Source organism: Stutzerimonas sp. 21-1, assembly GCF_056336065.1.
In genome coordinates this window covers 1,960,987-1,984,522 of sequence record NZ_CM150500.1, presented here as the reverse complement: position 1 = coordinate 1,984,522, position 23,536 = coordinate 1,960,987, and the positions used below count along the sequence as shown (strand labels likewise).

Sequence of the window (23,536 nt, the reverse complement as noted above, 5' to 3'; positions counted from 1 at the left end):
ATAGCAGGCATGCAAGTCGGCCAGTATCAGTAACCATAAGGCCTCGGGATTCCGGGGCCGTTTTTTTTACGGCATCTTTTCGATGTGGTGAACATTATGGCGAACCTCTGCCGATATCTTCTCGTAGCCGTTCTTTTGGTTTCCTCTGGTGCATTTGCTGCTGTTGAGGTGCCTCGATATCACGGCAAGATTGGCTCGTGGGAATCACCCGGTAAAACCTCTAAATCTGCCGCGTGCCGGGCTGTATTCGAAATTGAAACCGCATATACCTTTCTCGCGGCTGGCTCCGGTGAATCTTCCGGCTCGTGTCTTGGTACTCAAGGGACGCAGAATTTTCAAGTTGGCTCGTGGATTCGTCGCTTTATCATCTGTGAACATGGTTCCACTGATGGCGTAACCTGTGACCCTCCGCCAGAGAATGACTGCAAAGAGGGTGACTTATTTCCCGCTCGTGGCGCCGATTCTCCAATTATTACTGGTGGCGATGGTACTAAGATTGTTGCGTCTTCTCCGCCTACCAATGTTTGTTATAACTCCTGTTCTTATGCCGGGACTCAGGGCGAAACGCGTAGTAGTGGCTGTTATATTTCGGCTGCCGATTCCACTATGGGTTACTGCAACTATGTAATTAAAGGCACGGGTCAGAGTTGCACGACTGAAAACTATCAGTTTGCCAAAAGTGGCGATCCTCTTAACCCGCCTCCTGATCCTGACGCTCCACCCCCCGTTATTTGCCCCCCTGGTTGGGGTATGTCTGGCAATACCTGTTTCCCTAATCCCCCCGATCCTGATGGCGGTGACGGCGGTGATGGCGGTACTGGTGGCGACACTGGCGGTTCTGATGGCGGTGGTGATGGCTCTGGTGGTGGAGGAGGCGGGGGTGGTGGCGGCGGTTCTGATGGTGGCTCGGACGGCGGTTCTGACGGCGGCTCCGATGGCGGCGATTCCGGCTCCGGTGATAACCCCGATGGTGGTATCGGTGGCGGTGGTTCCAGTTCTGGCGGTACTCCCGGTACTGGTGAGGGTGACGGCCTGTTCAAGCCGAAACAAGGTTCCTTTGACGGCTATTTGAAAGATGCGGACGAAGTAATCGCCGGTTACAAGGCTCAACTCAAAGCCGTTTCCGATAAGTACAAAGGATTGATTGATTCGAAGCTGAATATAAATCTTTCGCCGGCTGGCGGTGGTCTGCCTTGTTTTTCGTTCACTTATCGCGGATCGAATCAACAGGTGTGCTTGAGCACATATGAGGCTGAGGCGTCCACTTTGCGCAATGCAATACTTCTAATTGCTGCGCTTGCATCGTTGTTTATTGTCTTCTCTCGGAGGTCTGAGTGATGGATGCATTCGTTACCGATATTATTAATTTTCTCCAATCTGTTTGGGATTGGTTTTACGTTGGCATTTATGAGTTCACCAAGTCGGCTTTTGTTCTTTTAACGAAGTATTGTATTCAGGCTTATTTCTCCGTCATGATCTTTGCTGCAGAGATTGGCTTCGAGGTGTTCAGCCAGCTAATGAAAGATGTTGGTGTTTCTCAATATGTTCAGAGCAACTATGCGTCGCTCGATGTTAAGTTGCGCTCCGCGCTGGCGTTCTTTGGTATTCCTGATGCCGTCAATATGATTGTTTCCGCTATCGGCACTCGCTTCGCTATGCGGTTTATTCCGTTCATTGGTCGCTAATTATGGCTATTAAAATTCACCACGGGCCAAACGGCTCTTATAAAACCTCCGGTGCTATCCAAGATGATCTTGTGCCCGCTATCAAGAAAGGGCGCTATATCATCACCAATATTCGCGGCCTGACCCGCGAGCGTGTCTTTCAGGTTTTTCCCGATACGCCGTCTAGTTTGGAAGTTCTGAATCTTGAACTTGAAAATCCGGACGATTTGGAGCGCATGCGCAACTGGTTTACTTGGGCGCCTCGCGGTGCATTTATCATCTTCGATGAAACTCAGTTGATATTTCTCAAGTCGTGGAGGGAAGGGGATTTAAAGCAATTCGATTTTCCCGGCGGTCCTAAAGCTGCAAAAGAAGCTGACCGGCCTATGAATTGGCTCGATGCCTGGACACGCCACCGGCATTTCAACTGGGACGTAATTCTCACCACGCCAAACATCTGCTATATCCGCGACGATATCCGCAATACCGCCGAGAAAGCCTATCTTCATAGCAACCTTGCAGTTATCGGCATCAGTGGCCGTTACAAGGAAACTCAACATGCTGCGATTGAAAATCGCCCGCCAGCACGCGATACAATCGTAGAACTCAAGAAGATCAAAAAAGAGACGTTTAGACTTTATGACTCAACAGCAACCGGCGTCGTTACCGATACCATCGCGGGCAAGAGCATTTTTAAACAGCCTAAAGTTCTACTATTCATGGCAATTCCGGCCCTTGCTATTGGGTCTGTTATTAACGACGGCGGACCTAGTTTTCTCGCTGATCCGGCTGTACGGTCTGCTCCTGCTGGAAATCTTCCGGCCGGTCCTGCGTCTGCTACGGTGGCTGTTCCGGTTCCTGCTGCTGCGCCTGTTGCTGTTCCTGATCGTGTTCTGGCTGTTCAATCAGTTGCTCAGGCTGCTCCTGTAGATCATCCGTTCGCAGGCCGAGCGATCGACGTTCACGCCGGTGTGCGTTCCGAGACTGGCCGTCGAACTTACATGTTCTCAATCACTGGTCCCGATGGGCGTGTTCTGAACCTGACGGACCGCGAACTCGCAGCAGCCGGTTATCTGGTTTCGGGGGTCAGTGAGTGTGTTGTCCGACTGCGTTATGAGGCATGGACCGCGTTCGCCATCTGCCAAGGTTCCACCCGTCGAGCCGCCGAGCGGCTCGTCTCGGAGCGTAGCGGCGAGACGGGTGGAACCGTTCTTTCCCAGCCCGGTTCGGTCTTAGCCGCCGTTGACGCAGCGCCTGATACTGAATACGTCCCCAAGGCCCTGCCTAAGCTCTGATTGGGCGGTTCTCATAATGCACATGGCCTTATGTTGAGCGGTGTCCGGACAATGCTTGCAGCTCCGGGCGCCGGTTAACATAGGGCCGATTATGAGAGCCGCTATCCCGCTTACCATCCCTGAACGCCTTGTACGCGATGCTCGGCTCTACTCGGCGCGCGGTCACGATCTGGACGCGGTTTGCTACGTCCTCGAAGACTATGGTCGGTTGGTTGCCGAGCTGCGGCAGCTTCGCCGGCGAGTGTCCGACCTCGATGACGAAGGGGCAGAGCTGGAATCGCTTCTTGACGAACTTCGGCAGATCGCCCGCCGTGTTCTTGAACTCTGAATGACCGGCTTACCTCGACTCGCCGCTTGCGGCGATTAGTCGCCTGCATGGCCTCCAGTCGTGCGCATAGCAACCGCGACGACACCCCCAAAGGGGCCGACCTCCAGCCATACGAAAAAGCCCCCCAGCGGGCTGCGTGACCACTGAGGGGCTTTTCGCGTTCGTCGTCGTTCTGTCCCGCCTCAACCTCAACCCGTGCCCTGATCTGCTCAAACCACACAGCTCCGGGGCTTTTCTCTGCCGCTCTCCCCAGATCGTCAGCGGCTCCGCTGGTTAGGTCCCGAAGGTTCGGAGGTTCAGCGCTGCTTTTCGACCTCGGAGCATTGATGCATGAGCTTTTTCGGCAAAATCTCTCCGTTTGCCTCTTTGATTTTGTCAATCAACAAAGCACGCGCCCACTCGCATTTTTCTTTCGTTTCGTACCGATTTAGATCTAGTGCGTCGCCTGCGCCTCCGGCGATGGCGATCCACAGCATCCATTCTGTCATTTTCGGTCCTACGTTCTGGATCGGGCGGGGTGGGGGTGCTGTAACACCCCCAATTTGGTATGGAATCCCGTACTTTTTCAGTCCTTCTGCAGGACCTCCTCGCGGTATTTCAATACATCCTTTGTGGTTATTTGGCCGAGGTGCTTCCAGAGCGTTGCATTCACCAAATCGGCCTCCGCTATGTCTTCTCTCGTCTCGACGATCATGTTTATTCGCCTCTCTTTGATCACCTCGACGAACTCGTCCCGCACGCGATAGGGCTTCGTCACAGTCTTCATTTCCTGTTGTTCCTCTGATGCCAGTTATTCTGTCACGCGTTGCTTTGTAACGCGTAACGGCGTATAAGTTCGCCCGTACCGTAACGTGTAACGCTGAAACGGATGCCGCGAATGCAGTCTGCAGATCAAAAATCACGGATGTTTATCGACTACCTGTCGGTAGAGCAGGTTTATCCGTTCGATCTGCCGAAGATCGCCCCCGTCACCATCGAGAAGTATTGCTCTCGTACTGGTGAACGGCTCGCTACCACTCAGCCTAAGGTCAAGTACGAGGGTTCCTATTCGACGTCGATCACGGTTCGTGTCGATGGCTGCAAGCTGATCGTTCAAGGCAACCCGAGCGCGGTCGATCGGCTCGACAACCTGTTCGGCTTCCAGACCGTTGAGCAGTGCGTCGTGGTTTACAACCGCATCTTGGCGAACATGAAAGACGACGAGGGCAGGGCGGTTTCGCTTCCGCCGCTGACAAAGTGCACCCGACTCGACTTCTTGCAGGCACAGGCTTCCCGCATCAAGGAAGTCCAACTCGATGACGGCACGATTCAGACCGTCGAGACCACTCACCGCCACACGACGCTGGGCGATGGCATGCGTATTACGCGCATCGACCTGACGACCAATCGCTCAGTTGGTCAGGGCAACGAACTCGACTATGTGTCCGGCCTCAGCACACAGCGTGCCGGCTACAAGGTCGGCCATCTGTTCGAGGATGGTTGCACTGTCGATTGGACCGCCCGCGACCAGTACCGCAAGGCGTACATCAAGGCCGTGGCCCTTGAGAAATTCACGCTCCCCAAGGCTCGGCGGAACTTCGGCGACGACTCGCCCGAGGTCGTTTATCTGCGCGAGCTGATCGCTTACTGCAAGTCGAACGGCGTTGTTCGCATGGAACAGGAACTCAAGCGTGAGTACCTCCAGCGTGAGGGCCTTTGCTGGTGGGGCCTGTTCGATGAATCCCGCTTCCAGACCATACACGACGCATTTTTGAAGATAGACGACCGACTGAAGGTGACGGCTATGGATTTCGAGACGATCGCAGATCACCTCATTTCCGAGGGGATCGTGAAGAACAACAAGGCTGCGTACACCACTGCCATGTATGCGCTCCAGTGGATGACCGGCAAGGCCAAGTTTGATTTCGAGAAGTCCTCAGTTAAGACCCACCGCGCGCGGCTTCGCCAGATCGGAATCGACATTGCCAACCCATGCGACACCTCGAAGGTGCGCCCGGTCATTCACACCGCCAGCCGTGAGGTTATCCCGGTTGACGTGCTGCAAATTCCGTCTTGGTACCGCCGTCCGAATCATTTGCAGGTGGCCGCATGAGCCTGCCCCGGTGGTTTGTTTTCGCCGCTCTGGCGCTGTTTGTTCAGATCGTCGCGTGCGGCGCTCTCTACCTCGCTTTGCAGGTGGCCGCATGACTCGCCATCTCTATTTTGCGTTCACCTTCGGCGGATTGCCTGTTGCGCCGGCCCGTATTGGCCATGATTCGCCGCTCGTCCTTGAGCATCCAGACTCTGGTTGCCGCTACTCGCCCATTGCTTGGCTTCGCCTTCGGGGCTTCGCGAAATGATCGCCGCTACCTGCTCGCTGCTCGCGACCCTCGCCGGTGGCGCGATTGCGCTTTACCTCGTGCGCTTGGGGTTCCGCCCATGATCCAGATGCACACCGACTATCCGGCCAACGGCATGACCGTTTCCGAGTTCCGCCGCCAGCAGATGCGGCGCTTTTACTCCCGTCCGAACTCCGACCACCTGCGCAGCCAGGTGGCCGAAACCATCGCCGAACTTGATCGGCGGAAAGAGCAGGGCGCTAAGCCCGAGCGCGTCTGGACGTTCGAGTCTGAGACCCGTTTAACCCCGTGCTTCGCCGACGTTTTCGGCTTCTAGGAGACCCACCCATGCACATCATCAAAGGCACTGTTCTCGGCGTTGTCGACAAAGGCGAACCCGATAAGCGCTGGGCCATCGTGGCCGTTCAAACCATGTCCAAGGATCGCGACGGCTTCGACGTGACCAACACCGTGAAGGCCCGCGTATTCGGCGACGCCATCAAGAACGGTCTCCACAACGCTTACCGCCAGCAGGTCGGTGTCGAGGTCTTCATGCCCGTCACCTGCGAGGTGAACGACCGTTACAACTCGATTGACTACCTGCTCGCCGGTGTCCCGCTGCGCTTGCAGGAAGCCCGTCCTGCTGCTGCGCCTGCTGCTGCGGCCGCTGCCGCACCTGCCCGAGCTGCCGGGGCTAACTAACAATGGCCGTCGTATCTGTTCAAGCGTGCACTCAATGGACCGAAAGTTCCGGTGCCGTTTCATGTACGCAACTTGAATGGGTGCCGGCTTACTTACTTCCTCCATCTGCGGAGGGGTATCTCACCCTGTTAATGGGTGGGTTTGATGCGTCGGCGTTCCGTATTGGATTTGCCTCGGCTATTGGCTTGTTTGCCATCGGCTTTGGTGTCGGCGTAGTGCTGTCAATCATGCGCAAAGCGCGTTCTTGATCTTTAAGGAGCTTCATCATGGAAAAACTTCAAACCCTGTTCCGTAACGCCTCCATCGTCGCTGTTGGCTCGGCTGTTGCGTCTTCTCCTGTTTTCGCGGAGTCGTTGATTGATACCGCCACTACCGCCGCCCTCGATCAGGCATCCGGTGACGGTACTTCGGTGGGCAAGCTGGTTATCGCTGCCGTTGCGATCATCGTCGGTGTGTCGCTGGTTATCAGCATGATGCGCAAGGCGTAATGATCTGGTCGCTGCTGCTGGGCGTTCTGTTGGCCAAGGCGCTAATAGCAGGCATGCAAGTCGGCCAGTATCAGTAACCATAAGGCCTCGGGATTCCGGGGCCGTTTTTTTTACGGCATCTTTTCGATGTGGTGAACATTATGGCGAACCTCTGCCGATATCTTCTCGTAGCCGTTCTTTTGGTTTCCTCTGGTGCATTTGCTGCTGTTGAGGTGCCTCGATATCACGGCAAGATTGGCTCGTGGGAATCACCCGGTAAAACCTCTAAATCTGCCGCGTGCCGGGCTGTATTCGAAATTGAAACCGCATATACCTTTCTCGCGGCTGGCTCCGGTGAATCTTCCGGCTCGTGTCTTGGTACTCAAGGGACGCAGAATTTTCAAGTTGGCTCGTGGATTCGTCGCTTTATCATCTGTGAACATGGTTCCACTGATGGCGTAACCTGTGACCCTCCGCCAGAGAATGACTGCAAAGAGGGTGACTTATTTCCCGCTCGTGGCGCCGATTCTCCAATTATTACTGGTGGCGATGGTACTAAGATTGTTGCGTCTTCTCCGCCTACCAATGTTTGTTATAACTCCTGTTCTTATGCCGGGACTCAGGGCGAAACGCGTAGTAGTGGCTGTTATATTTCGGCTGCCGATTCCACTATGGGTTACTGCAACTATGTAATTAAAGGCACGGGTCAGAGTTGCACGACTGAAAACTATCAGTTTGCCAAAAGTGGCGATCCTCTTAACCCGCCTCCTGATCCTGACGCTCCACCCCCCGTTATTTGCCCCCCTGGTTGGGGTATGTCTGGCAATACCTGTTTCCCTAATCCCCCCGATCCTGATGGCGGTGACGGCGGTGATGGCGGTACTGGTGGCGACACTGGCGGTTCTGATGGCGGTGGTGATGGCTCTGGTGGTGGAGGAGGCGGGGGTGGTGGCGGCGGTTCTGATGGTGGCTCGGACGGCGGTTCTGACGGCGGCTCCGATGGCGGCGATTCCGGCTCCGGTGATAACCCCGATGGTGGTATCGGTGGCGGTGGTTCCAGTTCTGGCGGTACTCCCGGTACTGGTGAGGGTGACGGCCTGTTCAAGCCGAAACAAGGTTCCTTTGACGGCTATTTGAAAGATGCGGACGAAGTAATCGCCGGTTACAAGGCTCAACTCAAAGCCGTTTCCGATAAGTACAAAGGATTGATTGATTCGAAGCTGAATATAAATCTTTCGCCGGCTGGCGGTGGTCTGCCTTGTTTTTCGTTCACTTATCGCGGATCGAATCAACAGGTGTGCTTGAGCACATATGAGGCTGAGGCGTCCACTTTGCGCAATGCAATACTTCTAATTGCTGCGCTTGCATCGTTGTTTATTGTCTTCTCTCGGAGGTCTGAGTGATGGATGCATTCGTTACCGATATTATTAATTTTCTCCAATCTGTTTGGGATTGGTTTTACGTTGGCATTTATGAGTTCACCAAGTCGGCTTTTGTTCTTTTAACGAAGTATTGTATTCAGGCTTATTTCTCCGTCATGATCTTTGCTGCAGAGATTGGCTTCGAGGTGTTCAGCCAGCTAATGAAAGATGTTGGTGTTTCTCAATATGTTCAGAGCAACTATGCGTCGCTCGATGTTAAGTTGCGCTCCGCGCTGGCGTTCTTTGGTATTCCTGATGCCGTCAATATGATTGTTTCCGCTATCGGCACTCGCTTCGCTATGCGGTTTATTCCGTTCATTGGTCGCTAATTATGGCTATTAAAATTCACCACGGGCCAAACGGCTCTTATAAAACCTCCGGTGCTATCCAAGATGATCTTGTGCCCGCTATCAAGAAAGGGCGCTATATCATCACCAATATTCGCGGCCTGACCCGCGAGCGTGTCTTTCAGGTTTTTCCCGATACGCCGTCTAGTTTGGAAGTTCTGAATCTTGAACTTGAAAATCCGGACGATTTGGAGCGCATGCGCAACTGGTTTACTTGGGCGCCTCGCGGTGCATTTATCATCTTCGATGAAACTCAGTTGATATTTCTCAAGTCGTGGAGGGAAGGGGATTTAAAGCAATTCGATTTTCCCGGCGGTCCTAAAGCTGCAAAAGAAGCTGACCGGCCTATGAATTGGCTCGATGCCTGGACACGCCACCGGCATTTCAACTGGGACGTAATTCTCACCACGCCAAACATCTGCTATATCCGCGACGATATCCGCAATACCGCCGAGAAAGCCTATCTTCATAGCAACCTTGCAGTTATCGGCATCAGTGGCCGTTACAAGGAAACTCAACATGCTGCGATTGAAAATCGCCCGCCAGCACGCGATACAATCGTAGAACTCAAGAAGATCAAAAAAGAGACGTTTAGACTTTATGACTCAACAGCAACCGGCGTCGTTACCGATACCATCGCGGGCAAGAGCATTTTTAAACAGCCTAAAGTTCTACTATTCATGGCAATTCCGGCCCTTGCTATTGGGTCTGTTATTAACGACGGCGGACCTAGTTTTCTCGCTGATCCGGCTGTACGGTCTGCTCCTGCTGGAAATCTTCCGGCCGGTCCTGCGTCTGCTACGGTGGCTGTTCCGGTTCCTGCTGCTGCGCCTGTTGCTGTTCCTGATCGTGTTCTGGCTGTTCAATCAGTTGCTCAGGCTGCTCCTGTAGATCATCCGTTCGCAGGCCGAGCGATCGACGTTCACGCCGGTGTGCGTTCCGAGACTGGCCGTCGAACTTACATGTTCTCAATCACTGGTCCCGATGGGCGTGTTCTGAACCTGACGGACCGCGAACTCGCAGCAGCCGGTTATCTGGTTTCGGGGGTCAGTGAGTGTGTTGTCCGACTGCGTTATGAGGCATGGACCGCGTTCGCCATCTGCCAAGGTTCCACCCGTCGAGCCGCCGAGCGGCTCGTCTCGGAGCGTAGCGGCGAGACGGGTGGAACCGTTCTTTCCCAGCCCGGTTCGGTCTTAGCCGCCGTTGACGCAGCGCCTGATACTGAATACGTCCCCAAGGCCCTGCCTAAGCTCTGATTGGGCGGTTCTCATAATCTATATTATGTTAAATATGATATTTATCGACGGTGCCTCATGCGGTCGTCTGGCGCAAATCCCTGGAACGCCCCAACGACACTGAGCCACCGCTCAGCCTTCATCTTCTGCCCTTTGATCTTCATCAACGTTAGATGCCGGCCGTGGACGCTGCCCGCTGCGCTGCCTCCTTGCGTGCAACTGTGCGTGTTATGTTGCGGCGTCCACTTCATCGGGAGTCTTTCCATGCTGCTTCGCCTATTGACCGCGAGCTGTCTGAGTGCGTTTTGCCTGGCTGCGAACGCCCAGGAGCATCATCATTCATCGTCTGCACCAGCGCAGGCCGCCACCGTTTCGGTGAGCCAGGCTTGGTCGCGTGCCATGCCGCCGAGCGCTGCGAACGGTGCGGTTTATTGCGTGCTGAGTAATGCGGGCGATCAGGATGATCGGCTGATCGCAGCGCACACGCCGCGCGCGGAGAAAGCCGAGCTGCACACCCATGTGCGCGAAGGCGACATGATGCGTATGCAGCAGGTGGATTCCGTAGCTGTTCCGGCTGGCGAATCGGTCCGTTTTCAACCCAGCGGCAACCACGTGATGCTGTTCGGTCTGAAGCAACCGTTGGCGGCTGGCGAGCGCTTCGAGCTGACGCTCGAGTTCGAACATGCCGGCGAAATTACTACCAATGTCGACATTCTCGACGAAGCGCCGGCCGCGCCATCGGCTGCCAACCAGCACATGCATCACTGATCGAGTATCGTCGGGCGCCAGATCGGCGCCCTCCTTTCCTGTGGCTGCGCCCGCTCAGATCGACGCAGGCGTGCGCATGGTGACGAACTCTTCCGCCGCCGTGGGATGAATGCCCACGGTTTCGTCGAATACCCGCTTCGTCGCACCGGCCTTCAGGGCAACGGCCAGCCCCTGCATGATTTCGCCGGCATCGGGTCCGGCCATGTGGCAACCCAGCACGCGATCGGTTTCCGTATCGACCACCAGCTTCATCAGGCTGCGTTCCAGGCTGTCGGTCATGGTCAGTTTCATCGGGCGGAAGCGGCTCTCGAAGACGGTGACCTTGCGGCCCTGCTTGCGCGCCTCTTCTTCGGTCAGGCCGACGGTTGCCATGTTCGGCAGGCTGAACACCGCTGTCGGAATGCAGTTGTAGTCCACCGGACGATAATCTTCCGGTTTGAACAAGCGACGCGCCACCGCCATGCCTTCGGCGAGAGCGACCGGCGTCAGCTGCACGCGGCCAATGACGTCGCCGATGGCAAGAATCGATGGAATCGAAGTGCGGAACTCGTCGTCGACGGCGATGAAGCCACGCGCGTCCAGCGCCACCTCGAGCGTGTCGAGCCCCAGTCCGTCGAGCATCGGCCGGCGGCCGGTCGCGTAGAAGATGCAGTCCGCTTCCAGCGTCCGACCGTCCTTGAGCGTCGCCAGCAGGCTGCCATCCGTTTGCCGGTCGATGCGGGCGATATCCGCATTGAACTGCAGATCGACGCCCTTCTTGATCAGTTCGTCCTTCAGATGATCGCGCAGCGAGCCGTCGAAGCCGCGCAGGAACAGTTCGCCGCGATACAGCAGCGAGGTTTGCGCGCCACAGCCGTGGAAAATCGAGGCGAACTCCACTGCGATGTAGCCGCCACCGACGACCAGCACGCGCCGCGGCAGCGCCTCCAGATAGAACGCCTCGTTAGAGGTGATGGCGTGTTCGCGTCCGGGAATGTCCGGCACCTGCGGCCAGCCGCCGGTGGCGATCAGGATGTGTTCGGCACTGTAGTGTTTGCCGTCCACCTCGACGGTGTGCGCGTCGACCAGGCGCGCATGCGCCTGCAGCAGGGTCACGCCGCTGTCGACCAGCAGGTTGCGATAGATGCCGTTGAGGCGCTGAATCTCGCGGTTCTTGTTGGCGATCAGCGATGTCCAGTCGAAGCTCGCGCCCTCGACGGTCCAGCCGTAGCCCTGTGCCTGGGCGATGTCTTCGGAGTAGTGCGCACCGTAGACCAGCAGTTTCTTCGGCACGCAGCCGACGTTGACGCAGGTGCCCCCCAGATAGCGGCTCTCGGCCACGGCAACCCGTGCGCCGAAGCCCGCCGCGAAGCGCGCTGCGCGCACGCCGCCGGAACCGGCGCCGATGACGAATAGATCGAAGTCGTAAGCCATGAGATGTTGTCTCCTTCTAGAGCGGGACAGCATACCCCAGCCATCGCGCACCCATCAGCGGAGGAGTGACGCATGCCCCCTACCCTTACCCACATCGCCCTGCATGTGCCGGATCTGGATGCCTGCATCGATTTCTACTCACGCTTCTGTGGCATGCAGGTATTCCACCAACGCGCGGGCAAGGGCTCGCGCATCGTCTGGATGGCCGAGCCCGGAAAGGAACGCGAGTTCATCTTCGTGATCATGCCGGGTGGGCACGACCGCGTATTGGCCAGCGACGACTACAGCCATTTCGGCTTTGCCCTGGACAGCCGCGCCGCAGTCGATGCGATTGCCGACGAGGCGCGTGCGGCCGGTTGTCTGATCTGGGAGCCGCGCGACGAACCCTATCCGGTCGGCTATTACTGCGGCCTGCGCGATCCTGCGGGCAACTATGTGGAATTCAGCTACGGCCAGCCGCTCGGCCCCGGCGCGCAGGAACTGCCGGCCCCCTGAAACGAAATGGGCCACCCGAGGGTGGCCCATTTCATCCAGCACTGCGTTCTGTGATCAGTACGCCTTGCCGGTCAGGTAGAAGTGTTCGTAGCAGAAGTTGGTCGCCGCGATATAACCCTCGGCGCTACCGCAGTCGAAACGCTGGCCCTTGAACTTGTAGGCCAGCACGCAGCCGTCCTGCGCCTGCTTCATCAGCGCGTCGGTGATCTGGATCTCGCCGCCCTTGCCCGGCTCGGTCTGCTCGATCAGCTCGAAGATGTCCGGTGTCAGGATGTAGCGGCCGATGATCGCCAAGTTGGATGGCGCATCTTCGGGCTTGGGCTTCTCGACCATGTGGCTGACGCGGAAGATGTCGTCGCGGATCATTTCGCCGGCGATCACACCGTACTTGCTGGTTTCTTCCGGCGGCACTTCCTGGATCGCCACGATCGAGCAACGGAACTGGTTGTACAGCTTGACCATCTGCGCCAGGACCGGATCGCCGCCGAGGTTGATGCACAGGTCGTCTGCCAGCACCACGGCGAACGGCTCGTCACCGATCAGCGGGCGGCCGCTGAGGATGGCGTGGCCGAGGCCTTTCATTTCGATCTGGCGGGTATAGGAGAACGTGCACTCGTCGATCAGGCGGCGGATACCGACCAGATACTTCTCCTTGTCGGTGTTGCGAATCTGGTGCTCGAGCTCATAGCTGATATCGAAGTGGTCTTCCAGCGAGCGCTTGCCGCGTCCGGTCACCATCGCGATTTCGGTCAGGCCCGCGGCCAGTGCCTCTTCGACCCCGTATTGGATCAGGGGCTTGTTCACCACCGGCAGCATTTCCTTGGGCATGGCTTTGGTTGCAGGTAGAAAACGCGTGCCATAGCCGGCAGCGGGAAAAAGGCATTTCTTGATCATGTGAGTCCTTGAAATAAAGGTTCCAGTTGATGCACTGCCTTGATAGATAGCAGCTGCCCTCGCGGGGTTCGCCGGAAGCCCGACGCAGAGGCTACGACCATGCAAATCACAGGGGGTTCGCCGGCCTGCGGCAAATCCGGGAGTGCGCCGACCTTGCAACCGCCGGGACTACGAGCAAGCCAACAAACAGTCCCGTTCAGCGGGCGCCACGCTAATGGCTATTGGCCCGTCTGTAAATGCTCTACAGCGGTCTCGTGAAACAAAAAATCCTGCCTCGAACGGTGCCCTCAGGCCGCGTCGCAAGCGGCCCGCTGCGGAATCGGCACTTAGCTGATCCAGATCAGCGAACGCGATGATTTCACTGAAGTTTGCCGTTTGGATGACGCCAACTGTACGTATCGCAAATATCATATTGCCACTATCGTTATTGCCCGGCGTGCAGCCTGCCTTTTCCCTTTAAAGAACGCGGCTATTAGGCCGATAGCGAGTCTGCAGTCATTTGGCGCCCGCCTTGCCGCTGCCCGGCATGTGCGCGCAGCAGTAGATCTAAGGACGAACATGACCAACTCCCCCGCTCCTCGACAACTGTCCGTACAGACCAAGATCAACCTGGCGCTGCTGCTGGTGCTGCTGCTGATCATGTCCGCCTCGCTCTACATCGCGGCCAGCGCCGAGAAGAACCTGGTCCTGCACGTGGTCGAACAGCAGACCAAGGATGCCGCCGACTCCTATTTCGACAGCATCAACACCATGATGCTGACTGGGACGATGGCCCAGCGCGATGTGCTGCGGCAGAAAATCCTCGCCCGCCCCGGCGTGATCGACGCGCGCATCGTGCGGGGCGATGCGGTCATCAAGACCTTCGGCGCCGGTTTCGACCATCAGGCGCCGGCCGATGCGCTGGACCGCAGTGCCCTGGCCGGCAAGGCGATCATGGAGGTCACCAAGCAGGACGGTCGCCGGGTGCTGACCGTGATCAACCCGATCCTGGCGCATGCCGATTATCGCGGCACCAACTGCCTGACCTGTCACCAGGTGGCCGAGAACACCGTGATGGGCGCCGTGCGCATCAGTTATGACCTCAAGGCGCTGGATGCCGAGGTCGAGCGCAACATCTGGCTGCTCGGCGGCATCCAGCTGCTCCTGCTGCTCGCCGGCGTCGGCGTGATGATCTACACCGTGCGCCGCGTGATCATCAGCCGCATCCATGCCATGCGCCACACGATGGAAGCGATGACCCGCGACGAAGACCTGAGCCGCAGCGTGTCGATCGGCGCGCAGGACGAGATCGGCGCCATGGGCAATGCGTTCAACCGCATGATCGAGAAATTCCGCCACAGCCTCGAAGCCGTGGCCGGCGTGACGCGCCAGCTGGGCGACGTCTCCGACCGGGTATCCCATGTCGCGGAGAAAACTCTCGGCGCGGTCATGGAGCAGCGCAGCGAGACCGACATGGTCGCCTCGGCGATGAATGAAATGAGCGCCACCGTGCAGGAAGTCGCGCGCAACGCCAACCAGACCGCCACCGCCTCCAACGACGCCGACCGCGAGTCCAAGTCCGGCGTGCATGTGGCCGGTGAAGCGCTGGACGGCATCGACAGCCTCATCCAGGACATCGAAAAAGCGGCCGTCGTCGTCCGCCAGCTGGAAGCGGACAGCGCCAGCATCGACACGGTGGTAGGGGTCATCAACGGCATCGCCGAGCAGACCAACCTGCTGGCCCTGAACGCGGCCATCGAGGCTGCGCGGGCCGGCGAGCAGGGCCGCGGCTTCGCCGTGGTCGCCGACGAAGTGCGCACCCTCGCCTCGCGCACGCAGAAGTCCACCGAAGAAATCCAGAGCATGATCGAGCAGCTGCAACAGGGCGTGGGCAATGCCGTGCAGGCGATGATCGCCGCCCAGTCGCGCGCCCGCTCGGGTTCCGATTGCGTGGCCCGCGCGGCGCAGAGCCTCGGTGCCATCGCCGACGAAGTCGGCACGATCAACGAGATGAATACCCAGATCGCCACCGCCGCCGAGCAGCAGAGCGCCGTCGCCGAGGAAATCAACCGCAACATCACCAACATCAGCCGGATCGCCGACACCACTTCGGCTGATGCCACCCAGACCTCGCAGATCAGCGAGGAACTGGTGCGTCTGGCCGCCGAGCTGAACCGTCTGGTCGGCCAGTTCAAGCTCTGAACGCCGAGCGCGGGGCGCCCTGCCCCGCGCCGTTACTGCAGCGGGAGCCCACCCGGCGTTCGCCGCCGTACTTCTTGATCGGAAACAGTCGGCTCGCGTGCGCGAATCGGCGATAATCCGCGCCAGCCTCTCGGCCGGACCGGCGTATGCCGCGGCCTTCCCCTCTTTCAACCCGCAAGGTGAAACCGAACATGGACCAAACGCCGAGCTTCAACCGCGCCCTGGTCGAGAAATATGACCGCCCGGGTCCGCGCTACACCTCGTATCCCACCGCGCCGCAGTTCCACCAAGCCTTCGCCGCCGACGACTACCGCAACGCCGCGCGCGCCAGCAACGAGGCGCCGACGCCCAAGTCGCTGTCGGTGTACATCCACATCCCGTTCTGTAAAAGCCTCTGCTACTACTGCGCCTGCAACAAGATCATCACCCACAAGACCGAGCGCGCCGTCGAGTACCTCGAATACCTCAAGCGCGAGATCGCCATGCAGGCCGCGCTGTTCGACCGCTCGCGCAAGCTGACCCAGCTGCACCTGGGTGGCGGCACGCCGACCTATTTCACCAGCGAGCAACTGGCCGATCTGATGGCGACGCTGCACCAGGCGTTCAACATGGACGATAGCGACGATCACGAGTTTTCGTTGGAAGTCGACCCGCGCACCGTCACCCCGGAGCAGATCCACACGCTGCGCAAACTGGGCTTCAACCGCCTGAGCTTCGGTGTGCAGGACTTCGATGCCAACGTGCAGGCCGCGGTCAACCGCATCCAGACCGAGGAGCAGACCCGCGAGCTGGTGCAAGCCGCACGCGACGCACAGTTCAAGTCGGTCAGCGTCGATCTGATCTACGGCCTGCCGCTGCAGACCGTGGAGAGTTTCAACACCACGCTGAACAAGATCATCGACATCCGCCCGGACCGCATCGCTGCCTACAGCTACGCGCACCTGCCGGATCTGGTACGCGCGCAGAAGCTGATCCGCCCGGAAGACATGCCGCCGCCCGAGCGCAAGCTGGAGCTGCTGGAGCTGACCATCCAGCGCCTCACCGCTGCCGGCTACGTCTACATCGGCATGGACCACTTCTCGCTGCCGGATGACGAGCTGACCCTCGCCCGCGCCAACGGCACGCTGCAGCGCAACTTTCAGGGCTACTCGACCCATGCCGATTGCGACCTGATTGGTCTCGGCATCTCCTCGATCGGCAAGGTCGGCGACAGCTACAGCCAGAACGTCAAGGAGCTGTCTCAGTACTACGCGCGCCTGAACGAGGGCATCCTGCCGGTGCAGCGCGGCTACCAGCTCAGTGCCGACGACCGCCTGCGTCGCGACGTGATCATCTCGCTGATGTGTCACGGTCGCATCGATTACGCGGCGATCGAGCGCAAGCACGGCATCAACTTCCGCGAGTACTTCGCCGATTCGCTGGCACAGCTGGCCGAGCATGTTGCCGATGGGCTGGTGGAGCTGCGTGACGACGCGCTGATCCTGCTGCCGCAAGGGCAGCTGATGATGCGCAACGTTGCCATGGCCTTCGACGCCTACCTCGGCGGCGAGCAGCGCGGGCGCTTCTCCCGCACCGTCTGAGCCCCTCCACGAAGCGGGCGCTTGCCCGCTTCGTCTTTCCGCCGATCGTCCCGGCGTTGCCAAAACACGTCATAACTGGATAAATAGCCAGTCTTAAGCCGGGCGCCTCCGCCCTGTGTGAGCAGACGTGCGATGCGCCAGCCTCTGGAAAATCCCTTCTACTACCTCGATAACTTCGAGCGCGTGCTTGCCTGGGTCGGTCAGCACCATGGCGACCTGCTGGACGAGGACGAACGCGCCTTTCTCGACGCTTTCCCTCAATTGCCCCGGCCTTCGCGTGCACTGCTGGTGCGCATGGTGATGCGCAAGGGCGAGCTGTTTCGCGCGAGCAAGCTGCGCTACGCCGAGATCGGCTGCGCGTTGCAGGCGAGCGAGCCGCTGGTTGCGCGCGGCTGGATCGACCCGGCGCCGGTGCTGGCTCTGGAGCAGCTGTTTGCATTGCTGAAGAAGGATGAACTGTTGCAGGCCTTCGATTCGGCCGCCGCCGGGCTGCGCAAAACCGAGCTGCTGGACTGTCTGCGCGCCAGCCACGCCAGCGCGCAGACGCTGCACCAATGGCACCCAGCGCTGGATGACCGGATATTTGCCTTGCGCATCAGCGCATTCAGCGAACGCCTGCGGTTGATGTTCTTCGGCAACGCCCATCAGGACTGGTCGGAATTCGTCCTGGCCGATCTCGGCATCCATCGCTACGAACAGGTGCCCTTCTCTCCCGCCTCACGGGCCTTCGCCAGTCGCGCGGAGGTGGATGCCTACCTGCACTTGCAGCACTGCCGCGAACGCTTCGATGCCGGCGAGCCGCTTCCGGAGCTGCTCGCCGATGTTCCCGGGCAGGCCTTCGCCAACCCCTGGCTGGAAAGTCGGCGTGGCAAGTTATTGCTGCGCATCGGTCAGCAGCTCGAACGCCAGGGCGAGTTCGGGCACGCGCTGCGCGTGCATGCTGGCAATAGCTATCCCGGGGCGCGCGAGCGGGCCATTCGCGTGCTCGAACGCTGCGGGCAGCCGGAGGCCGCGCTGACGCTGGCATTGCAAGCCGCCGCCGCACCGGAATCCGAGCACGAAGGCCAGCAACTGACGCGAATCCTGCCGCGCCTGCAGCGCAGTCTCGGTTTGCAGCCGGCAGCGCGCCGGCATTCGGCGACGGCGGGGCGCATCGACTTGCTGCTGCCGCCCCCGACGAGTGCCGTCCGCGTGGAAGAGGTCGTGCGTGCCCACCTGAGCACGACCGACGCGCCCGTGCACTACGTGGAAAACACCCTGCTCGGTTCGCTGTTCGGCCTGCTGTGCTGGGACGCGCTGTTCGCACCGCTACCGGGCGCGTTCTTCCATCCATTCCACTGGGCACCGGCGGACCTCAACCGGCCTGATTTCCATCAGCGTCGCGTCGAGCTGTTCGCCGGCTGCCTCGCTCTCCTGGATGGCGACGACTATCGCGAGTGCATCCGACGCACCTTCAATGCGAAATACGGCATCCACAACGCCTTCGTCAGCTGGGGCATGCTCGACGAGGCGCTGCTGCAGCAGGCGCTGGACTGCCTGCCGGCAGTGCACCTCAAGCTGATCTTCCAGCGCATGCTCGCCGACATCGGCAGCAATCGCAGCGGCCTGCCGGACCTGATCCAGTTCTGGCCGGTGGAACGTCGCTACCGGATGATCGAGGTGAAAGGCCCCGGCGACCGCCTGCAGGACAACCAGCTGCGCTGGCTGGCCTTCGCCGATGAGCACGGTCTGCCGGTCAGCGTGTGCTACGTGCAGTGGGCGGAAAGCGCAGCGTGAGCTATCGGATTGCCGTGCGGGCGCTCTGCGAGTTCACCGCCAAGCAGGGCGATCTGGACCTGCGCTTCACGCCCTCGCCCACCGCGCTGGAGGGCATTGCCGGCCACGCTCAGGTCACCGCGCGCCGGGGCGCGGGCTACGAGCGCGAAGTTGCCCTGGAAGGGACGTTCGGTGCACTCACCGTGCGCGGTCGGGCCGATGGCTACGATCCGCAGCGCAACCGCCTGGAGGAGATCAAGACCTTCCGCGGCGACCTCTCCCGCCAGCCGGCCAACCATCGCCTGCTGCATTGGGCGCAAGCCAAGGTCTACGGCTGGCTGCTCTGCCAGACGCGAGGACTGACGGAAATCGAGCTGGCGCTGGTGTATTTCGACGTGCTCAGCCAGAACGAAACGCTGCTGCTCGAACGCCACAGCGCCGACGAGCTGCGCCAGTTCTTCGAGGCGCAGTGCACGCGCTTCCTCGCCTGGGCCGAGCAGGAGCTGGCCCATCGCGTGCAGCGTGATCTGGCGCTGCACGCGCTGAAATTTCCCTATGGCGAATTCCGCCACGGCCAGCGTCAGCTAGCCGAAGCGACATACAAGGCCGCCTGCACCGGCACCGTGTTGATGGCGCAGGCCCCGACCGGTATCGGCAAGACGCTGGGCACGCTGTTCCCGCTGCTCAAGGCGATGCCGGGTCAGCAGCTGGACAAACTGTTCTTCCTCGCCGCCAAGACCTCGGGGCGACGCCTGGCGCTGGACGCACTGCAGACGTTGCAGCGCACTGGCGCGAACCAGGTGCGCGTGCTGGAACTGATCGCCCGTGACAAGGCCTGCGAGCACCCGGACAAGGCCTGCCACGGCGAGTCCTGTCCGCTGGCACGCGGTTTCTATGACCGGCTGCCAGCGGCGCGCCAGGCCGCGCTGGCGCACCCGCAACTGGATCAGGCGACGCTGCGCGAGGTGGCCCTGTCCCACGATATCTGCCCTTACTACCTCAGTCAGGAAATGGCGCGCTGGGCCGATGTGGTGATCGGCGATTACAACTACTACTTCGACGTCAGCGCCCTGCTCCACGGGCTGACGCTGACCAATCAGTGGCGCGTCTGTGTGCTGGTGGACGAAGCACACAACCTCCTCGAGCGCGCTCGGAGCATGTACAGCGCCGAGCTGGATCAGCGAGATTTCAAAGGCTTGCGCGCCAAAGCTCCCGCACAACTGCACAAGTCGCTCAGCCGCATCCAGCGCTGCTGGAACGAGCTGCACCGCGACCAGCCCAGCGAGTACCGCGTGCTGGCGGAACTGCCGCAGACGCTGATCGGCGCGCTGCAACAGCTGGTCAGCGCCGTTACCGATTACCTGGGCGAGAACCCCACCGGCGTGGACGCCGCCGTGCTCAACGCCTACTTCCAGGCGATGCACCTGTGCCGCATGGCTGAACTGTTCGGCGAGCATTCGCTGGTCGATTGCACCTTGCTGCCCGCTGGCGGTTCGGCTCGCGGCAAGGTTTCGCGGTTGTGCCTGCGCAACGTGATCCCGGCGCCGTTCCTCGCGCCACGGCTGGCGCAGGCGCGCTCGTGCGTGCTGTTTTCCGCCACGCTCAGCCCGCACCGGTTCTACGCCGACACCCTGGGCGTGCCGGCCACCAGTGTCTGGATTGACGTGGATTCGCCCTTTCGCGGCGAGCAGCTGCAGGTCCAGCTGGCGCGGCATATCTCCACCCGTTACCAGGACCGCGAGCGTTCCCTGGCGCCGATCGTTGCGCTGCTGGCCGATCAGTATCGTCGGCGGCCGGGCAATTACCTGGCGTTCTTCAGCAGCTTCGACTACCTGCAACAGGTCGCTGCGCTGTTCGCCGAATGCCATCCCGACGTGCCGTTCTGGCAACAGACCCGCGGCATGCAGGAGAGCGCCCGCGAGGCGTTTCTCGCCCGCTTCGAGGCGAATGGACGTGGTATCGGCTTCGCCGTGCTCGGCGGCGCATTTGCCGAGGGCATCGATCTGCCGGGCAACCGGCTGATCGGCGCGTTCGTCGCCACCCTTGGCCTGCCGCAGGTCAACCCGGTCAACGAACAGCTGAGGGCGCGAATGGAGGCGGTGTTCGGCAGCGGCTACGACTACACCTATCTCTACCCTGGCCTGCAGAAGGTGGTGCAGGCGGCCGGTCGGGTGATCCGCACCACCCAGGACGAAGGCGTCATCCACCTGATCGACGATCGTTTTGCCCGCACACAGGTACGCCGCCTGTTGCCGTCGTGGTGGGAAGTCCGCAGTTAAGCTGCAACTTGAAGCCGTATGCCAAGACAGCGACATAACACACTGAATTTACAGCTAATAAATTTCAGCGATTCACGCGGATCGCAAACGCATAGGCCGGCCTGGGATCGCTTCTATACTCGAATCGAACCCACCGGAGGATCCCGCCATGCGTCGCCTTCTCAGTTTCGCCGTTGTCGCTCTCTTCAGTGCTCCGCTCTGGGCCATGCATTGTCCGATGGACATGGCCAAGATCGACGAACAGCTCACCGCCAATCCGCCCAGCGACGCCGCCACCCTTGAACGCGTCAAGCAGCTGCGCGCCGAGGGCGAACAGCTGCACAACGCCGGCGACCACGCCCAATCGGTCAAGGTGCTGGGCGAAGCGCTCGACCTGCTCGGCATCAAATCCTGAGCCGTAAGCGCCCTGGCAATTGCTTGCCAGGGCGCGCTTCTCACAGCTTGGCGATCGACACTTCGGTGGATTTGACGAACGCGATCACCTCGCTGCCGACCGCCAGCTCCAGCTCGCGCACCGAGCGGGTGGTGATCACCGAGGTGACGATGCCGGCGGCGGTCTGCACGTCGATCTCCGACAGCACATCGCCCTGGACGATCTCGCGAATGGTGCCCCTGAACTGATTGCGTACGTTGATGGCCTTGATGGTCATGGTGTTGCTCCGTCTGAGTGGTTGGTTTTGAATGGTCAAAGCGCCCAGCGCAGTTGCGTGGGCAAGGGTGAAACGGGTTCGGCCCGTGGCGGCAGTTCCGGCAGCGCGAGTACGCGGTTGAGCACCTGTTCTTCCAGCGCGGCGAGGCTGGCCGAGCCGCGATTGCGCGGGCGCGGCATATTCACGGCGAGATCCAGGCCGATCTGGCCGTCCTCGATGAGAATCACCCGATCCGCGACCGCCACCGCCTCGCTGACATCGTGGGTAACCAGCAACACGGTGAAGCCGTGCCGCTGCCACAACCGCTCGATCAGTTGCTGCATCTCGATACGCGTCAGTGCGTCCAGCGCGCCGAGCGGCTCGTCGAGCAGCAGCAGGCGCGGCTGATGGATCAACGCGCGGGCCAGCGCCACACGCTGCTTCTGCCCGCCGGACAGTGCCGCGGGCCAGTCGTTGGCGCGCTCGGCGAGTCCTACCGCCGCCAGCGCATCGGCCGCTTGCGGCCGCCAGTCGCCGCTCAGACCGAGGCCGACGTTGTCGATCACCCGCTTCCACGGCAACAGACGGGCGTCCTGGAACATCAACCGAGTGGCGTCGCGCGCGGTGCCAAGCGAGCCAGTGTCGGCGCCGAGCGAACCACGGCTAGGTTGTTCGAGCCCGGCCAGCAGGCGCAGCAGCGTGCTCTTGCCGCAACCGCTGCGCCCGACCACGGCGACGAACTGCCCGGCCGGAATCTGCAGATCGATGTCCCTGAGCACCTCGCGCTGGCCGAAGGCCTTGCCGACGCCCTCGATGGTCAACGGGATGCCGCCGGGCGCAGCGCTCTGGTGGATACGATGCAATGCGGTCATTGCGCACCTGCCTTGGCCTGATAGGCCGGGTGCCAGCGCAGCCACGAGCGTTCCAGCGCGCGCGCCGCAAGGTCGGCCAGCTTGCCGAGCACGGCATAGAGCAGGATCGCCAGCACCACCACGTCGGTCTGCAGGAACTCGCGGCCGTTCATCGCCAGATAACCGATGCCGGCGCTCGCCGAGATGGTTTCGGCGACGATCAGCGTCAGCCACATGAAGCCGAGCGCGAAGCGCACGCCGACCAGGATCGACGGCAGCGCGCCGGGCAGGATCACCTGGCGGAACAGCGCGAAGCCGGACAGCCCATAGCTGCGCGCCATTTCCACCAGCCCGGCATCGACGCTGCGAATGCCGTGATAGGTGTTCAGGTAGATGGGGAACAGCGTGCCGAGCGCAACGAGGAAGATCTTTGCGCTCTCGTCGATGCCGAACCACAGGATCACCAGCGGAATCAGCGCCAGATGCGGCACGTTGCGGATCATCTGTACCGAGCTGTCGAGCAGGCGCTCGCCCCAGTTCGACAGGCCGGTGATGAAGCCCAGCGCCAGGCCGATACCGCCGCCGATGGCGAAGCCGATGCCAGCGCGCCAACCGCTGATGGCCAGATGAGTCCAGAGATCGCCGCTGGCGATCAGCGTCCAGCCCGCCGCCACCACCGCGCTCGGTGCCGGCAGGATGCGCGTGGACAGCAACCCGAAGGCCACCGCGCCCTGCCAGGCCGCCAGTAACGCCAAAGGCAGCAGCCATGGGGCCAGACGCTGGCCGAAAGAATGAAGGGTCATAGTTTGCTCCGTTCTGCTCATGCACTTCGTAGGCGGGACATCGCGCAATTCGCTTTTCCAGCGCCAGGTGGGAAAGACCTGCGGTCGTTTCCCACCCTATGCAGCCCGTAT

The 23,536-nt window shown here is 60.3% G+C and carries 24 protein-coding genes; 17 read left to right on the top strand and 7 right to left on the bottom strand.

Translation table 11 applies throughout. The features are described from left to right. Positions 1–96 precede the first annotated feature (96 nt). From AC0ZJQ_RS09665 to AC0ZJQ_RS09655, 3 genes are read left to right on the top strand one after another with little or no spacing between them, the layout of a single operon-like run. Entirely contained in the window at positions 97–1,338 is a 1,242-nt protein-coding gene (locus tag AC0ZJQ_RS09665) for an attachment protein (RefSeq protein ID WP_476477741.1), read from the top strand. After that, positions 1,338–1,685: a DUF2523 family protein gene (locus tag AC0ZJQ_RS09660; RefSeq protein ID WP_476477740.1), complete on the top strand. Its 348-nt coding sequence runs from the start codon at positions 1,338–1,340 to the stop codon at positions 1,683–1,685. The genes AC0ZJQ_RS09665 and AC0ZJQ_RS09660 overlap by 1 nt, the downstream gene beginning before the upstream one ends. Positions 1,686–1,687: 2 nt before the next feature. Continuing rightward, positions 1,688–2,959 carry a zonular occludens toxin domain-containing protein gene (locus AC0ZJQ_RS09655; protein ID WP_476477739.1) on the top strand — a complete coding sequence of 424 codons (1,272 nt, stop codon included), beginning with the start codon at positions 1,688–1,690 and terminating at the stop codon, positions 2,957–2,959. A gap of 624 nt (positions 2,960–3,583) precedes the next feature. On the opposite strand, the gene AC0ZJQ_RS09650 is transcribed toward AC0ZJQ_RS09655, so the two are convergent. Then, a complete protein-coding gene (locus AC0ZJQ_RS09650) occupies positions 3,584–3,775 on the bottom strand; it encodes a hypothetical protein (protein WP_476477747.1) in 192 nt (63 codons plus the stop codon). A gap of 77 nt (positions 3,776–3,852) precedes the next feature. Further along, positions 3,853–4,053 (bottom strand): hypothetical protein, encoded by a 201-nt coding sequence (locus tag AC0ZJQ_RS09645; protein WP_476477746.1) that lies wholly within the window; start codon positions 4,051–4,053, stop codon positions 3,853–3,855. Between the two features lie 111 nt (positions 4,054–4,164). Here AC0ZJQ_RS09645 and AC0ZJQ_RS09640 point away from each other — a divergent pair, with 111 nt between their 5' ends. From AC0ZJQ_RS09640 to AC0ZJQ_RS09605, 8 genes are all read left to right on the top strand, one after another. After that, positions 4,165–5,379: a phage/plasmid replication domain-containing protein gene (locus AC0ZJQ_RS09640; RefSeq protein ID WP_476477745.1), complete on the top strand. Its 1,215-nt coding sequence runs from the start codon at positions 4,165–4,167 to the stop codon at positions 5,377–5,379. A gap of 326 nt (positions 5,380–5,705) precedes the next feature. Beyond that, positions 5,706–5,942 carry a hypothetical protein gene (locus tag AC0ZJQ_RS09635; protein WP_476477744.1) on the top strand — a complete coding sequence of 79 codons (237 nt, stop codon included), beginning with the start codon at positions 5,706–5,708 and terminating at the stop codon, positions 5,940–5,942. A gap of 11 nt (positions 5,943–5,953) precedes the next feature. Beyond that, positions 5,954–6,307, top strand: a complete 354-nt coding sequence (locus AC0ZJQ_RS09630) for a hypothetical protein (protein WP_476477743.1) — start codon at positions 5,954–5,956, stop codon at positions 6,305–6,307. Positions 6,308–6,573: 266 nt separating this feature from the next. Further along, the gene (locus AC0ZJQ_RS09625) at positions 6,574–6,795 is read left to right on the top strand and encodes a hypothetical protein (protein ID WP_476477742.1); all 222 of its coding nucleotides are present in this window, start codon (positions 6,574–6,576) and stop codon (positions 6,793–6,795) included. A 140-nt stretch (positions 6,796–6,935) separates the two neighbouring features. Further along, a complete protein-coding gene (locus tag AC0ZJQ_RS09620; RefSeq protein WP_476477741.1) occupies positions 6,936–8,177 on the top strand; it encodes an attachment protein in 1,242 nt (413 codons plus the stop codon). Further along, positions 8,177–8,524 (top strand): DUF2523 family protein, encoded by a 348-nt coding sequence (locus tag AC0ZJQ_RS09615; protein WP_476477740.1) that lies wholly within the window; start codon positions 8,177–8,179, stop codon positions 8,522–8,524. Before AC0ZJQ_RS09620 ends, AC0ZJQ_RS09615 begins: the two co-directional genes overlap by 1 nt. 2 nt (positions 8,525–8,526) lie before the next feature. Further along, positions 8,527–9,798, top strand: coding sequence for a zonular occludens toxin domain-containing protein (locus tag AC0ZJQ_RS09610; RefSeq protein WP_476477739.1), 1,272 nt, complete (start codon positions 8,527–8,529; stop codon positions 9,796–9,798). 243 nt (positions 9,799–10,041) lie between these two features. Next, the gene (locus AC0ZJQ_RS09605) at positions 10,042–10,545 is read left to right on the top strand and encodes a copper chaperone PCu(A)C (protein ID WP_476477738.1); all 504 of its coding nucleotides are present in this window, start codon (positions 10,042–10,044) and stop codon (positions 10,543–10,545) included. A 54-nt stretch (positions 10,546–10,599) separates the two neighbouring features. Here AC0ZJQ_RS09605 and gorA read toward each other — a convergent pair whose 3' ends face one another. Then, positions 10,600–11,958, bottom strand: a complete 1,359-nt coding sequence (gorA, locus tag AC0ZJQ_RS09600) for a glutathione-disulfide reductase (protein ID WP_476477737.1) — start codon at positions 11,956–11,958, stop codon at positions 10,600–10,602. Positions 11,959–12,030: 72 nt separating this feature from the next. On the opposite strand from gorA, the gene AC0ZJQ_RS09595 reads away from it, so the two are divergent. Continuing rightward, entirely contained in the window at positions 12,031–12,453 is a 423-nt protein-coding gene (locus tag AC0ZJQ_RS09595) for a VOC family protein (protein ID WP_165594385.1), read from the top strand. 54 nt (positions 12,454–12,507) lie between these two features. Here the strand turns inward: AC0ZJQ_RS09595 and galU are convergent, their stop codons facing one another. Further along, positions 12,508–13,347 carry a UTP--glucose-1-phosphate uridylyltransferase GalU gene (galU, locus tag AC0ZJQ_RS09590; RefSeq protein WP_476477736.1) on the bottom strand — a complete coding sequence of 280 codons (840 nt, stop codon included), beginning with the start codon at positions 13,345–13,347 and terminating at the stop codon, positions 12,508–12,510. 558 nt (positions 13,348–13,905) lie between these two features. Here galU and AC0ZJQ_RS09585 point away from each other — a divergent pair. The 5 genes from AC0ZJQ_RS09585 (at position 13,906) to AC0ZJQ_RS09565 (ending at position 21,536) form a co-directional block, all read left to right on the top strand. Beyond that, on the top strand, positions 13,906–15,528 hold the full coding sequence (locus AC0ZJQ_RS09585) for a methyl-accepting chemotaxis protein (RefSeq protein WP_476477735.1): 1,623 nt from the start codon (positions 13,906–13,908) through the stop codon (positions 15,526–15,528). Between the two features lie 191 nt (positions 15,529–15,719). Beyond that, the gene (hemN, locus tag AC0ZJQ_RS09580) at positions 15,720–17,108 is read left to right on the top strand and encodes an oxygen-independent coproporphyrinogen III oxidase (RefSeq protein ID WP_476477734.1); all 1,389 of its coding nucleotides are present in this window, start codon (positions 15,720–15,722) and stop codon (positions 17,106–17,108) included. Between the two features lie 132 nt (positions 17,109–17,240). Beyond that, on the top strand, positions 17,241–18,884 hold the full coding sequence (locus tag AC0ZJQ_RS09575; protein ID WP_476477733.1) for a VRR-NUC domain-containing protein: 1,644 nt from the start codon (positions 17,241–17,243) through the stop codon (positions 18,882–18,884). Continuing rightward, on the top strand, positions 18,881–21,142 hold the full coding sequence (locus AC0ZJQ_RS09570) for a helicase C-terminal domain-containing protein (RefSeq protein WP_476477732.1): 2,262 nt from the start codon (positions 18,881–18,883) through the stop codon (positions 21,140–21,142). The genes AC0ZJQ_RS09575 and AC0ZJQ_RS09570 overlap by 4 nt, the downstream gene beginning before the upstream one ends. A gap of 148 nt (positions 21,143–21,290) precedes the next feature. Continuing rightward, on the top strand, positions 21,291–21,536 hold the full coding sequence (locus AC0ZJQ_RS09565; RefSeq protein ID WP_476477731.1) for a hypothetical protein: 246 nt from the start codon (positions 21,291–21,293) through the stop codon (positions 21,534–21,536). A gap of 40 nt (positions 21,537–21,576) precedes the next feature. Here AC0ZJQ_RS09565 and AC0ZJQ_RS09560 read toward each other — a convergent pair whose 3' ends face one another. From AC0ZJQ_RS09560 to ssuC, 3 genes are read right to left on the bottom strand one after another with little or no spacing between them, the layout of a single operon-like run. Continuing rightward, entirely contained in the window at positions 21,577–21,792 is a 216-nt protein-coding gene (locus AC0ZJQ_RS09560) for a TOBE domain-containing protein (protein ID WP_165594381.1), read from the bottom strand. Between the two features lie 35 nt (positions 21,793–21,827). Beyond that, positions 21,828–22,643: an aliphatic sulfonates ABC transporter ATP-binding protein gene (gene ssuB / locus AC0ZJQ_RS09555; protein ID WP_155551923.1), complete on the bottom strand. Its 816-nt coding sequence runs from the start codon at positions 22,641–22,643 to the stop codon at positions 21,828–21,830. Beyond that, positions 22,640–23,425, bottom strand: a complete 786-nt coding sequence (gene ssuC, locus AC0ZJQ_RS09550; protein WP_370518396.1) for an aliphatic sulfonate ABC transporter permease SsuC — start codon at positions 23,423–23,425, stop codon at positions 22,640–22,642. Before ssuC ends, ssuB begins: the two co-directional genes overlap by 4 nt. Between the last annotated feature and the right edge of the window lie 111 nt (positions 23,426–23,536).